Origin of the sequence: Rhizobium sp. RU36D, assembly GCF_900176345.1 — a bacterium.
Classification (GTDB): domain Bacteria; phylum Pseudomonadota; class Alphaproteobacteria; order Rhizobiales; family Rhizobiaceae; genus Allorhizobium.
This window is the reverse complement of sequence record NZ_FWXU01000018.1, coordinates 42,552-55,195: the sequence shown is the minus strand read 5'-3', so window position 1 is coordinate 55,195 and position 12,644 is coordinate 42,552. Positions and strand designations below refer to the sequence as shown.

Sequence of the window (12,644 nt, the reverse complement as noted above, 5' to 3'; positions counted from 1 at the left end):
GCTTACTGCGACACTTCTTCCTGGTTGCCGTCCTCGTCATAGATCATGACGGCCTGGCACTCCATGATGCCGTCTCTCAGCTTCTTGTTGCAGGCGGTCTTGGCGGCTTCCAGCGCCAGCTTCTTGCTGTCCCAGCCGCAGTAGAATTCATGCCAGTGATTGCCTTCGCTGCTTTGCACGAAGACGTCGACGCTCCAGCGGGCCGGGAAGCAATAGGCGATATCGACACAATCCTCGTCGGTTCCCCCGCCATCGACGCATTGTTTGCGCGCGCATTTCAAGGCGTCGACCACGTCGCCGCCAACACACACGCCGCTCGACATCTCAGGTGCTTCCACATAAGCAATGCCGGATCGCGCGACTGCCCATGATGGTGCCAGTGACATGGCGAAAATGCTCAGAATGACGCTGATGAACCTGACTGTCATGATATCCCCCGACGAAGTCCTGTACCCAGATCAATGGCAGATTTTGAACTGAAGGCAAAGCCGATGACATCGCAAGTACCAGAAATGCGCAAGGCCGAGGAGCGGGACGTGGAGGCGATCGCTGCCATCCTCGCGGCCGACGATCTCGGCGGTCATGGCGACACGACGGATGCTGCCGCTCTTCCAGAGTATCTCAAGGCATTCAGGGCCATCGAGGCTTCGCCCAATGAAACGCTTTATGTCGTGGAGCGAGCCGGGGAGGTTGTCGCCACCTTCCAGACGCTGATCACCACCACCATGTCCGGGCGCGGCTCGAGCGCCATGATCATCGAGGCCGTGTTCACGCGGCCGGATTGCCGGGGGCAGGGCATCGGCTCCCAGATGATCCGGTTCTGCATCGAGGAGGCCGGGCGACTTGGGATGGGCATGGTGCAACTCACGTCGAACGCGGCCCGCAAGGATGCCCACCGGTTCTACGAGCGGCTCGGCTTCCGCCAAAGCCACCTCGGCTTCAAGATCAAGCTGAAATGAGGGGTTGCCTCGGTTCGAATCGCTGGACAATCCGACCCCGAGGCGGCATAAGCTGGGAGGTCCGGAGGTGCCAGGCACCTGCCGTGAACAGGCCTAGGGATTGGACATGAAAAATCTGCTGTTGCAAATCTTCACCTGGTGGAACGGCCAAACCGTCGGCACACGCTTCTTTACCTGGCGTAACGGCAAGCGGGTCGGCGAAGACGAGTTCGGCAATGTCTATTATGAGGGCGGCACGACCTCTTTCGGCCTGCCGCGCCGCTGGGTGATCTACAAGGGTTACGCAGACGCCTCCACCATTCCCGCCGGCTGGCACGGCTGGATGCATTACCGCACAGACACGCCCCCCTCCAAGGAGGACTACAAGGCGCGTGAATGGCAGAAGGCCCACAAGCCGAACTATACGGGTTCGGCGCTTGCCTACCGCCCGCCGGGCTCGATTGCTGCCGCCGGTGAGCGCCCGCGCGTAACCGGTGACTACGACGCCTGGACGCCGGGCAACTGACCCCGGATTTGGCCACATTTGGAGTTTAGGCGCTGCATCAGGTCCGCGGGTTTCCGCGGACAAATGGTGGAAGCGCTGGAGACGGTTGATATGGGTTTTCTCGGGTTGGGGCGGCGTTCGGTTGTCGGTCGTGATGCGCTTGTTGCGATATCGCTGTCCGTCTCCACCATGGCGCTGCTGCCGAGCCAGGCTCTGGCCGAGCGCATATCCAATCCGGTTGCCGTGTTTGCCGGGATCGACAAGATCACGGGCCGCATTACCAGCTTCGATGTCTATATCGATGAGACGGTCCAGTTCGGCGCCCTGCAGGTGACGCCGAAGGTCTGCTATTCCCGCGACGAAAGCGAAGCCCAGCAGATCGACGCCTTTGTCGAGGTGGATGAAATTACCCTGGATCGCAAGATCAGGCGAATATTTTCTGGCTGGATGTTTGCCGCAAGCCCGGCGCTGAATGCCGTCGAACACGCCATCTATGACGTCTGGCTGACCGACTGCAAGGCATCCTCCGATATTCCCGCCCCCGACAAGACCAATTGAGGCCTTGCTCTCAGAAGTCCAGCGTCGGCACGGACACGGCCTTTTCCAATAGCCGCGCATAATCCTTCTTCGGCAGGTCGATGGCCCCGAAGGTCTTCAGATGCTCTGTCGTGAACTGGGTGTCCAGCAGCGTGAAGCCGCGCGCCTTCAACCGCTCCACCAGATGAACGAGGCAGATCTTGGAAGCATTGGTGCGCCTGGAAAACATGCTCTCGCCGAAATAGGCCGAGCCGAGCGTCACCCCATAGAGGCCGCCGACCAGTTCGTCCCCTTCGAAAGCTTCCACGGAATGAGCATGGCCCATGCGATGCAGCTGACCATAGAGCTTGCGGATCGTCGCGTTGATCCAGGTGCTGGGGCGATCCTCGGCTGATTCTCCGCATTTCTCGATCACGGCGTCGAAGGCGGTGTCAAAACGGATATCGAAGGGCTTTTGCCGTATGGCCTTGGCGAGGCTGCGGGAGACATGAAAGCCGTCGAGCGGGAGGATGCCGCGCAGTTCGGGCTCGACCCAGAAGATCTCCGGATCGTCGGCGCTTTCAGCCATCGGGAAAAGACCGATGGAATAGGCCCGCAACAGGATTTCGGGCGTTATCGTCATATCCCTGTTGCGGCGCCCTATCATGGCAGGTCAGTCGGTTGGCTGGGCCAGGTATTTTTCCAGCCAATGGATATCATAGTCGCCATTGGCGATATCCTGGTTGGCCACGAGATCCTGGAACAGCGGCAGCGTCGTCTTGATGCCGTCAACGACAAACTCGTCGAGCACGCGGCGCAGGCGCATCATGCATTCGACGCGGGTGCGTCCATGCACGATCAGCTTGCCGATGAGGCTGTCGTAATAGGGCGGGATCTTGTAGCCGGCATAGGCACCGGAATCGACACGAACGCCGAGACCACCAGGAGCATGGAAATGCGTGATCGTGCCGGGAGACGGAACGAAGGTCCGGGGATCCTCGGCATTGATGCGGCACTCGATGGCATGGCCGGAGAACGTGATCTCATCCTGCGTCACGGACAAGCCAGCGCCTGATGCGACACGGATCTGCTCATGCACGAGGTCGATGCCGGTGATGGCCTCGGTGATCGGATGCTCCACCTGCAGGCGGGTGTTCATTTCGATGAAATAGAACTCGCCGTTTTCGTAGAGGAATTCGATCGTGCCGGCGCCGCGGTACTTCATCTTCTTCATGGCGTCGGCGCAGATCTGGCCGATCTTCATGCGCTGCTCGACATTGAGGGCAGGGGAATTGGCCTCTTCCCAAACCTTCTGGTGGCGACGCTGCAGCGAGCAATCACGTTCGCCCAGATGGATTGCATTGCCGGCACCGTCGCCCACGATCTGAATCTCGATATGGCGCGGCTTCGACAGATACTTTTCCATATAGACGGCGTCGTTGCCGAAGGCAGCCAGCGCCTCGGAGCGAGCCGTGGACACGGCCTCTTCCAGTTCAGCCTCGGTCCGGGCTACCTTCATGCCGCGGCCACCACCGCCGGCGGTTGCCTTGATCAGCACGGGGAAGCCGATCTGACGGGCGATCTCCAGCGCGTTTTCCGGCTTGACCTCGCCATCGGAGCCCGGAACGACGGGAATGCCGAGTTCGACGGCCGTCTTCTTTGCCGTGATCTTGTCGCCCATCAGGCGGATGTGCTCGGCCGTCGGTCCGATGAAGGTGATGCCGTGGGCTTCAAGGATGTCGGCAAACTTGGCGTTTTCCGACAGGAAGCCATAGCCCGGGTGAACGGCGTCCGCACCCGTGATCTCGCAGGCGGCAACAATCTGGTGGATGTTCAGATAGCTGTCGCGCGACGGCGGCGGCCCGATGCACACGCTTTCATCGGCGAGGCGCACATGCATGGCATTGGCATCGGCAGTCGAGTGAACCGCGACCGTCGCGATGCCCAGTTCCTTGCAGGCGCGCTGCACACGCAGCGCGATCTCGCCGCGATTTGCAATCAGGATCTTGGAAATGGTGCTCATCGGCTTACTCGATGACAACCAGCGGCTCGCCATATTCGACAGGGCGTGCATCTTCGATGATGATCTCCACCACCTTGCCGGAGCGCGGAGCCGGGATCTGGTTCATGGTCTTCATCGCTTCGATGATCAACAGCGTCTGGCCTTCCTTGACGGTCGCGCCCACCTCGATGAACGGTCGTGCGCCGGGTGCCGGCGAGAGGTATACGGTGCCGACCATTGGTGCGGTGACTGCATTGGCGAGATTGCGTGCAGGTTCAGCAGGGGCAGCCGGCGCGGCTGCCGCCGGAGCGGCGGCGGCCGGCATCTGGTAGGTCGGCATCTGCGGCATTGCCATCATCTGCGGGCCCGAGCGCGAAACGCGGATGCGCAGGTCGCCCTGTTCCACTTCGATCTCGGTCAGGTCGGTCTCGTTGAGAATGTTTGCCAAGTCGCGGATGACTGCCTGGTCGATGCCGCTTTTTTTATCTGCCATGTAACTGGTCCTATATTCCTGGTCTTCTTGCTACCGCCATGCCGCGCCATACCGGCGCTGGAGCGTTTGCCCATGCGCGGCCGCTAACACCGGTTTGTGGCGGAATTGTTCACATCGGAAACAATTCCGCCGAAATTCAACCGCCTCCTATAAACCGCCCTTGGCACAAGGGAAAGCCCCTCGCCATGAAGCGGTGGTCGGTGGAGGCCACTAACAAGTGGATTGTTGCAATTAGGGTAAAAATGCGCGCGGCTTGCCCGGCCTTATGCGGCCGGGCGGGGTAGGGCGCAGTTGGCGTCAGCAGGTGGCCTTGCCGCAGCTGCGGACATTGGCGACCTTCTCGGCGATGGTCTGATGGCCGATCGCGCCGAACACGGCTTCCTCGCCGACGATATAGGACGGCGTGCCGGTAATGCCGAGGCTGGTTGCCAGTTCGTAGGCTTCCTTCACCGCGGCATCGTTCGGACTGTCTGCCATCTGCTTGCGAATGGCGTCCTCGGTCACGCCGAGCGAGACAGCCACTTCCATCGCGCTTTCCTCACCATGCCGGCCGGGCGCCGCCATCAAGGTGCGGTGGAATTCACCGTATTTCTCCGGCGCAAGCTTGCGGAATGCATCCGATACCTTATGGGCCGCCATGGATTCCGGTCCGAGGATCGGGAATTCCTTCAGCACGAAACGCACATTCTTGTCGTTCGCCAGGATCTCGTCCATGTCGCTCAAGGCGCGCTTGCAGTAGCCGCAATTGTAGTCGAAGAACTCGACGATCGTGACGTCGCCCTTGGGATTGCCCAGCGCGATATCGTGGCTGGAGGAGAACAGGGCGTCCTTGTTTTCCGCGATTGCGGCCGAGGCCTGCTTGAGGCGGGCTTCCTGCTGCTTCTGTTCCAGTGCGTCCTGGACTTCGAGCATGATTTCCGGATTGGCGATCAGGTACTCCTTGATGAAGGCACCGATCTCCTGCTTCTGCTGATCGTCCAGCGCGCTTGCGGTCACCGGGAGCACCGTGACTGCAGTCAAGGCGGTGGCGGCAACAATAAATCTTGATAGTCCGGACATGCTTTCCTCATCTCTAGGGCATCTCGTGCCTTCGACTATTGCGCCGTCGTGGCAGATGCAAGTGCGCTGCGTCGGATCGCACTGTAGAACTGCAGTGCACCAAGGCAAATCGGTATTTTCAGGGCGGTTTTAAAATCGCGGGATTGTGATGGCCCTGATATTGCGGCAAATGTCTGGCGCCCGTTCGCAGACAAAAGGAATGCCCGTGATCTCCGTATCCAAGCGCAGCGCCGTTGAGCCTTTCCACGCCATGGATCTCCTGGGCGCGGCGACCCGCCGCCGCCAGACGGGAAAGCCCGTCATCTCCATGGCGGTGGGACAGCCATCGCATCCGGCCCCGCAGCGTGCTCTTGAGGCGGCGCGCCAAGCGCTGGCGCATGGTCGCATCGGCTATACCGATGCCCTTGGCCTGATCGAGCTGCGCCAGGGCTTAAGCGACTACTACAGTACGCGCCATGGGGTTACTATCGATCCTGGCCGTATTCTTGTGACAACAGGTTCATCGGCAGGCTTCAACCTCGCATTCCTCGGTTTGTTCGATCCTGGCGATGTCGTGGCCATCGCGCGACCGGGATATCCGGCCTATCGCAACATTCTCAATGCACTTGGGCTTCGTGTCCTGGAAGTGGGCGTGGACGCTGAAAGCCACTTCACCTTGACCCCGGAGAGCCTGGAAGCGGCTCAACGAGCCGCAGGCTGCAAGCTTTCCGGCGTCCTGCTGGCGAGCCCAGCCAATCCCACGGGGACCGTCACCGGGCGCGCGCAGCTGAAAGCGCTGATGGACTATTGCGGCACGCAGGACATTACCCTGATCTCCGACGAGATCTATCACGGCCTCACCTATTCGGGCGACGAGAGCAGCGCGCTGGAAATCGGAGACGAGGTCATCGTCATCAATTCCTTCTCCAAATATTATTGCATGACGGGCTGGCGGATCGGCTGGATGGTGGTGCCCGACCATCTTGTCAGGCCGTTGGAGTGCCTCACGCAGAGCCTCTACATCTCGGCACCGGAACTGTCGCAGATCGCTGCCATTGCGGCTCTGGGCGCGACTGACGAACTGGATGGCTATAAGGCAAGCTGCCGCGCCAACCGTGACTTCCTGCAGAAGCGCCTGCAGGATCTCGGCATGCCGCTTTTGTCGCCGATGGATGGCGCCTTCTATGCCTATGCGGATGTCAGCGCCTTCACCAATGACAGCATGGATTTTGCCTACAAGATGCTCGCAGAGATCGATGTGGCCGCCACACCGGGGCGTGATTTCGATCCTGTTGATGGCCACAGGGCGATGCGGTTTTCCTATGCCGGCTCCAGGGCAGACATGGTTGAAGCCACGGACCGCATTGCGGCGTGGCTGGCAAAATAGATTCTGGATCAGGGGTTTAGAGAGGTTTCCGGATTCGATTTTTCCGGGGCGTGACTCTGTTTCTCAAGGTCTGAATAGGCTGTGTGTACGGCCGCAAGGGTAGTAGGCGATCCGGTCGGTGCCGTGAAGTGCGGCGCCGACCGGATCCTGTCTGGTCATGCCAGGCCTACGAATGACAGGATCGCACCCACGACTACCACGAGACCGACGATATAGATGATGCTGTTCATGTTCCTTGCTCCCTTAGGTTGGAATGCCACAGCAACGGTCAGGGTGCCGGGATTGTTCCCAAGGTCGAAAATCAGCCTCTGAATGTTTTGGGTCAGATGATCCGGAACCCAAGCGCCAGCCAACGTGTTGGCGTCGGACATTGGCATCGGAAGGAGAGATGAACATGGACACACCAACGAAAAAGCTGGCGGACCAATATCTGCGACTGGGCGGCAAGCGCAGGGCCAAGGTCGACGACAACATCGTCAGCGTTCGGGAATGGGAAGACGATACGCCGGAAGCAGAGGCATTCTGGCAGGAGCATATCGAACCGCTCGATGACAAGAAGCGGGCGGAAGTGGAATTGCTGCTGCCGACGATCAATTCGCCTTGACGCCAGGCCTCTTGCCTGACCGCCAAAATGCAGAACGGCCGCGCATGCGCGGCCGTTCGCCTAAATATTATCTGCTATGCGCGACGATCAGAAGAAGCCGCGCTTCTGCCACCATCCGCCCTTCTTGGGCTTTGCCGGCTCATCGTCGCTGCCGGACGTGGACGTTACGACCGGCTCGGAAGAAACGACATTGTCTCCACGATTGGCCCTGACGGGCTTTTCCTCGGTGGATGATTCTTCCACGGCCTGCGTCGCTTCTTCCGTCGGCTGCACGGCAGCCGGTTCAACGCTTGGCTGTTCTGCCGGAGCCGAAGCTTCCAGAGGCTCAGGCACGGTCACGGGGGCGGCGTCATCGAGAACAGGCTCTTCCACCGGCGAAGGCGCCGCTGGCTGTGACTTGCGGCTGCGCCTTGGCTTAGGCGCCACGACGTCATCACCCGCTTCGACGGCTGCCATGGCAGGCGGCGCATCTGTCTGGCTGTCCTCAGCGATATCTTCGATCAGAGCGGCTTCGGTATCGCCATCATCGTCACCGTCGGTGTCGCCGTTGTCTTCGGATGCAATCTCCGAACCGTCCTCGGCCCGGTTGCGGCGTCCGCCACGCTTGCCGCGACGGCGACGCTTGCGCTTCTGGCCTTCGTCGCCATTGGCGTCCTGCGTCTCCGCCTTCACGACGGTGTCTGCATCGCCCTCGGCCTCGTCCGCCTCGTCGCCGTCATCAGCGTCGTCGCCCTCATCGGCATCATCCGCCGAAGAGCGCATACCCTGATTGTCCTGGCCCGGCTGTCCGCCCTTGTTGCGACGGCGGCGGCGACGCTTGCGCTTGCGCGAATTCTGGTCGTCGCTGGTGCTGCTGGACGCGGCATTGTTGCTCGCCGGCTGTGCGGCCGGTGCAGCAACGATCTCCTCTTCGTCTTCCTCGTCTTCCGGCTCGATGATGATGTCATCGTCTTCATCCGGTTCGATAGCGAACTGCATGAGGCTCTCGATCTTGACGGGATTGGCAACGGCCTCGCCCCGGTCGATCGTGAAGTGCTGCGCGCCGTTATGACCTGCAGGCTGGGTGCCGTCGATGACGATCGAGACGCCGAAGCGGTTCTCGTAGTCGACAATGGTGCCGCGCTTGTGGTTCAGCAGGTAGAGCGCCGTTTCCGGCGTCGTGTGCACGATAATGTCGTGCGTGGTGCTCTTCAGCAGGAATTCCTCGATGCCGCGCAGCACATGCAGCGCAACGGAAGACTGCGAGCGAATGAGGCCGGTGCCCGAGCAATGCGGGCAGACCTGGGTGGTGGATTCGAGCACCGAGGCGCGGATGCGCTGGCGCGACATTTCCAGCAGGCCGAAATGCGAGATCCGGCCGACCTGGATGCGCGCGCGGTCGTTCTTCAGGCAATCCTTCAGCTTCTTCTCGACAGCGCGGTTGTTGCGCTTCTCTTCCATGTCGATGAAGTCGATGACGATGAGGCCCGCAAGGTCGCGCAGGCGCAACTGGCGAGCCACTTCCTCAGCCGCTTCCAGGTTGGTCTGGAGTGCGGTGTCCTCGATCGAATATTCGCGGGTCGAGCGGCCCGAGTTGACGTCGATGGAAACCAGCGCTTCGGTCTGGTTGATGATGATATAGCCGCCGGACTTCAGCGTCACCTGCGGCTGCAGCATGCGGTCGAGCTGGGCTTCGATGCCCGAACGCGAGAAGATCGGATGCAGGTCGCGATAGGGCTGAACCACCTTGGCGTGGCTCGGCATCAGCATCTTCATGAAGTCCTTGGCTTCACGATAGCCTTCCTCGCCGGCGACGATGATCTCGCTGATGTCCTTGTTGTAGAGGTCGCGGATCGAGCGCTTGATCAGCGATCCCTCTTCATACACCAGGCAGGGCGCGGTCGAGGCAAGCGTAAGGGTGCGTACGTTTTCCCACAGACGCATCAGGTATTCGAAGTCGCGCTTGATCTCGACCTTGGTGCGGTTCGCACCGGCCGTGCGCAGGATCACGCCCATGCCCTGCGGCACGTCGAGGCCGCGGGCGATTTCCTTCAGCCGCTTGCGGTCGGTCGGCTGGGTGATCTTGCGGGAAATGCCGCCGCCACGCGCCGTGTTCGGCATCAGGACCGAATAACGGCCGGCGAGCGAGAGATAGGTGGTCAGCGCTGCACCCTTGTTGCCGCGCTCTTCCTTGGCCACCTGCACCAGCAGGATCTGCCGGCGCTTGATGACTTCCTGGATGCGATACTGCTTGCGCGGCTTGCGCACGACGCGATCCGGAACCTCTTCCATCGCGTCTTCGGCACCGACGGATTCGATTTCTTCCTTTTCCTCGATGTGATCGTCGTCATCATCGTCGAAATCGTCGTCTCCACCGCGGCGACGGCCGGCTTCTTCCGACACCTCGTCCATGTCGACCATGGCGGCCATGCTGCCGGAATTGCCCTCGTCATCGCTGCCCTCGGCGGCGGCGGCATCCTCGGCCGAAGTCTCAGCCACGGCGGCCTTCTTGGCGCGCGGCTTGCGAACACGCTTCGGCTTGGCTTTCTCGGCCGGCGCCTCGACGGCATCCGCTTCGGCCGCAGCAGCTTCCGGCGCGGCTTCAGCAATCACGGATGCGCTTTCGGACACGGCGGCGGCCATCTCATCGACCGCGGTTTCGGTCTCGGCATCGGACACGACTTCCGGAACACTGTCCGGCTCCGGTGCTGCCTCGATATCCGCTGGGATCGCGGCATCGATCGGCGATTCCTCGCCCTCGTCGTCCCTGCGGTGCTCTTCGGCCTCCGCGCTCAACAGCGCCTGTCGGTCGGCCAGCGGTATCTGATAGTAGTCGGGATGGATTTCGGCGAATGCCAGGAAGCCGTGGCGGTTTCCGCCGTAGTCGACAAACGCGGCCTGAAGGGAGGGCTCTACCCGTGTCACCTTCGCCAGATAAATATTGCCTCGGATCTGCTTTTTATGCTGCGATTCGAAGTCGAATTCTTCAATGCGGTTACCGCGTACGACGACAACCCGCGTCTCTTCTTCGTGAGACGCATCGATAAGCATTTTGTCTGCCATGAAAGCTTTGCTCCTCGGCGCCGCTGCCTGAAGCCGACCAGTCTGTTGCCCGAGGGCGGACGGTGATCTCGAGGTGGCCTTGCGCCGGATATAGATGTGGCCGTTCGGCTTGGCGAGACTTCAAAGCCCGACAGATCTTGGGGAGGTTTGCTCCTCCCTGTCTGTCAACTTTTGGTGAAGCCTGCTGCAAAGACATAAAAACCAAACGACGACGATAATTGCCAAAGGCCCAATGGACCCGATGAGTGCTCTTCAAATATCAAGAGCGGTGGATGGATCCCCATCCGGGTAGTCTTGCCGGCTCGTGCCGGAGTTCCAATTCAGTTTCAGACCTGGGGCGCAGCGACGGCGGATGAAGTGTCGGCTTGTCTGGCGCCAGTCCAAAAATTCAGGTTGGCAGCCGCAACGACGATTCTATCCCGTTGACGCTTTTAGTCTTCTCTTGCCTTGTATGTTTTCTGCATGACAATAGCAAGGGGAAACCTAAATATGCCATAATATTGATGGATTCGTCTCGGGTGGAGAGATGGCTGGCGTTCGGGAGCCCCATTCTCATCTGATTCGCATAGTGGGATATGTAACCTGACGTCTCGCATTTTGATCGGTCGGGATTGGGCGATGGCTGTTGGGAGGCGACTTGCATTCACGGATTTTGATGGTGGCGGACGAAGAGAAGTTCGGGGTGGGGCACGTCATCAGGCATGTCCTCACAATTGTGCTCGCCGGTCTGGCGGTCGTGATTGCTGCGTTGCCGCTTCACTCAACTCACGCATGGGCGGTCGGGACCGAAGTAAAGCCGCTGCTGGCGCTGGGCGCCCGCGTCGCAGGCGATCGTGCCCGCAGCCGGATCGTCATTGATTTCGACCGCAAGCCTGACTTCAAGCTGCATTACCTCGCACGGCCGAACCGCATCGTCATCGATCTGCCCAGCACGGCCTTTGGCTTCAACCAGGAAGACCTGGCGCCGCGCGGCCTTTTCAAGGATATCCGTTATGGCGCCATGGATGTCGATAGCGCCCGCCTTGTGCTGACCATGGAGCGGCCCGCGCGCATGGTGATTGCCGAGGCGCAGCAGGACGAGAAGACTTCCGGCTACCGGCTTGTTCTGGATGCCGAAATGGTAACCGACCAGGTGTTCTCGCAACTCGTGGAAGAGCAGGGCTGGGGGCAGGCGACGTCGGTAGCGGTCACCCGCGGAGACCGGGTCGCCTCGACGCCGGATGCGTCCTCGCCCGGAAAGTTCGTGATCGCGGTAGATGCCGGACATGGTGGCATCGATGCCGGGGCGACCGGTGCGACGAGCAAGGCCGCGGAAAAGGACATCACTCTGGCATTCGCGCGTGCCTTCGCCGATCGCCTGAATCGTGAGGAGGGGATCGAGGCGTTTCTCGTTCGTGACAAGGATGAGTTTCTGTCGCTATCGGAGCGGGTGACGATCGCACGCCAACGCCAGGCCAACATGCTGATATCGGTGCATGCCGACACGCTGCGCCAGAGCAATATCCGCGGCGCCACCGTCTATACCATATCCGACAAGGCATCGGACCGCATGGCGGAAGAACTGGCCGCGCGCGAAAACCTGTCCGACGAGGTTGCCGGCGTGTCGACGCCGCAGGAGCCGGCTGAGGTGACGGACATCCTTCTGGATCTGACGCGGCGGGAAACCCAGGCCTTTTCGATTGCGGCCGCCAATGCGGTCGTCAAATCATTCGAGGGCCAGGTCACGCTGATCAACAACCCGCATCGCTATGCCGGTTTCCAGGTGCTGAGGGCGCACGACGTTCCCTCGATCCTGCTGGAACTCGGGTTTTTGTCCAACAAGGAAGACGAGGCCCTGCTGCTCGATGCGGCCTGGCGCGAAAAAATTGCCGACCTTTTGACACAGGCCGTGCAGCGCTATCGCCAACCCTTGCAGGCGAACGGAGGATAAGGATGTTGGGGATCGTTGGTCACATCCTCCGTGCGGCGGGAGATATCCGGCCGCTGGCCCTATTTTCCTCACATTCGGGCCCTTACTCGAATGATGGCTCGCAGCGCTTCGCATGCGCGGGCCGAGCCTGAAATTGCGTGCGGCTTGCCAAACATGGCATTGCGTGCAAAACGCCACGGAATATGCGAT

12 protein-coding genes are annotated in these 12,644 nt (G+C 60.7%); 6 read left to right on the top strand and 6 right to left on the bottom strand.

Going from position 1 to position 12,644, the window contains the following annotated elements; genetic code table 11:
* Window positions 1–2: 2 nt before the first annotated feature.
* Window positions 3–428: a hypothetical protein gene (locus B9A97_RS19815; protein WP_084367481.1), complete on the bottom strand. Its 426-nt coding sequence runs from the start codon at window positions 426–428 to the stop codon at window positions 3–5.
* A gap of 63 nt (window positions 429–491) precedes the next feature.
* Between B9A97_RS19815 and B9A97_RS19810 the strand changes: the two genes are divergently transcribed.
* From B9A97_RS19810 to B9A97_RS19800, 3 genes are all read left to right on the top strand, one after another.
* Window positions 492–959: a GNAT family N-acetyltransferase gene (locus B9A97_RS19810; RefSeq protein ID WP_084367589.1), complete on the top strand. Its 468-nt coding sequence runs from the start codon at window positions 492–494 to the stop codon at window positions 957–959.
* A 106-nt stretch (window positions 960–1,065) separates the two neighbouring features.
* Window positions 1,066–1,464, top strand: coding sequence for an NADH:ubiquinone oxidoreductase subunit NDUFA12 (locus tag B9A97_RS19805; RefSeq protein ID WP_084367479.1), 399 nt, complete (start codon window positions 1,066–1,068; stop codon window positions 1,462–1,464).
* A 90-nt stretch (window positions 1,465–1,554) separates the two neighbouring features.
* Window positions 1,555–2,001, top strand: coding sequence for a DUF2155 domain-containing protein (locus tag B9A97_RS19800; protein ID WP_084367477.1), 447 nt, complete (start codon window positions 1,555–1,557; stop codon window positions 1,999–2,001).
* A gap of 10 nt (window positions 2,002–2,011) precedes the next feature.
* Here B9A97_RS19800 and aat read toward each other — a convergent pair whose 3' ends face one another.
* The 4 genes from aat to B9A97_RS19780 all read right to left on the bottom strand — a co-directional run bounded on the left by aat (window position 2,012) and on the right by B9A97_RS19780 (window position 5,513).
* Window positions 2,012–2,626: a leucyl/phenylalanyl-tRNA--protein transferase gene (aat, locus tag B9A97_RS19795; RefSeq protein ID WP_084367476.1), complete on the bottom strand. Its 615-nt coding sequence runs from the start codon at window positions 2,624–2,626 to the stop codon at window positions 2,012–2,014.
* Window positions 2,627–2,632: 6 nt separating this feature from the next.
* Complete coding sequence (gene accC, locus B9A97_RS19790; RefSeq protein WP_084367474.1) at window positions 2,633–3,982, bottom strand: acetyl-CoA carboxylase biotin carboxylase subunit; 1,350 nt, start codon at window positions 3,980–3,982, stop codon at window positions 2,633–2,635.
* Window positions 3,983–3,986: 4 nt separating this feature from the next.
* The gene (gene accB / locus B9A97_RS19785; protein WP_084367472.1) at window positions 3,987–4,454 is read right to left on the bottom strand and encodes an acetyl-CoA carboxylase biotin carboxyl carrier protein; all 468 of its coding nucleotides are present in this window, start codon (window positions 4,452–4,454) and stop codon (window positions 3,987–3,989) included.
* A 297-nt stretch (window positions 4,455–4,751) separates the two neighbouring features.
* Window positions 4,752–5,513 carry a DsbA family protein gene (locus B9A97_RS19780; RefSeq protein WP_084367470.1) on the bottom strand — a complete coding sequence of 254 codons (762 nt, stop codon included), beginning with the start codon at window positions 5,511–5,513 and terminating at the stop codon, window positions 4,752–4,754.
* A gap of 205 nt (window positions 5,514–5,718) precedes the next feature.
* Here B9A97_RS19780 and B9A97_RS19775 point away from each other — a divergent pair, with 205 nt between their 5' ends.
* Window positions 5,719–6,879, top strand: coding sequence for a pyridoxal phosphate-dependent aminotransferase (locus tag B9A97_RS19775; protein WP_084367587.1), 1,161 nt, complete (start codon window positions 5,719–5,721; stop codon window positions 6,877–6,879).
* Between the two features lie 394 nt (window positions 6,880–7,273).
* The gene (locus B9A97_RS19765; RefSeq protein ID WP_143530602.1) at window positions 7,274–7,483 is read left to right on the top strand and encodes a phenylacetaldoxime dehydratase family protein; all 210 of its coding nucleotides are present in this window, start codon (window positions 7,274–7,276) and stop codon (window positions 7,481–7,483) included.
* A gap of 87 nt (window positions 7,484–7,570) precedes the next feature.
* Here B9A97_RS19765 and B9A97_RS19760 read toward each other — a convergent pair whose 3' ends face one another.
* Complete coding sequence (locus tag B9A97_RS19760; RefSeq protein ID WP_084367464.1) at window positions 7,571–10,525, bottom strand: Rne/Rng family ribonuclease; 2,955 nt, start codon at window positions 10,523–10,525, stop codon at window positions 7,571–7,573.
* A 637-nt stretch (window positions 10,526–11,162) separates the two neighbouring features.
* Here B9A97_RS19760 and B9A97_RS19755 point away from each other — a divergent pair.
* Window positions 11,163–12,455 carry an N-acetylmuramoyl-L-alanine amidase gene (locus tag B9A97_RS19755; RefSeq protein ID WP_244564294.1) on the top strand — a complete coding sequence of 431 codons (1,293 nt, stop codon included), beginning with the start codon at window positions 11,163–11,165 and terminating at the stop codon, window positions 12,453–12,455.
* The last annotated feature ends 189 nt before the right edge of the window (window positions 12,456–12,644 follow it).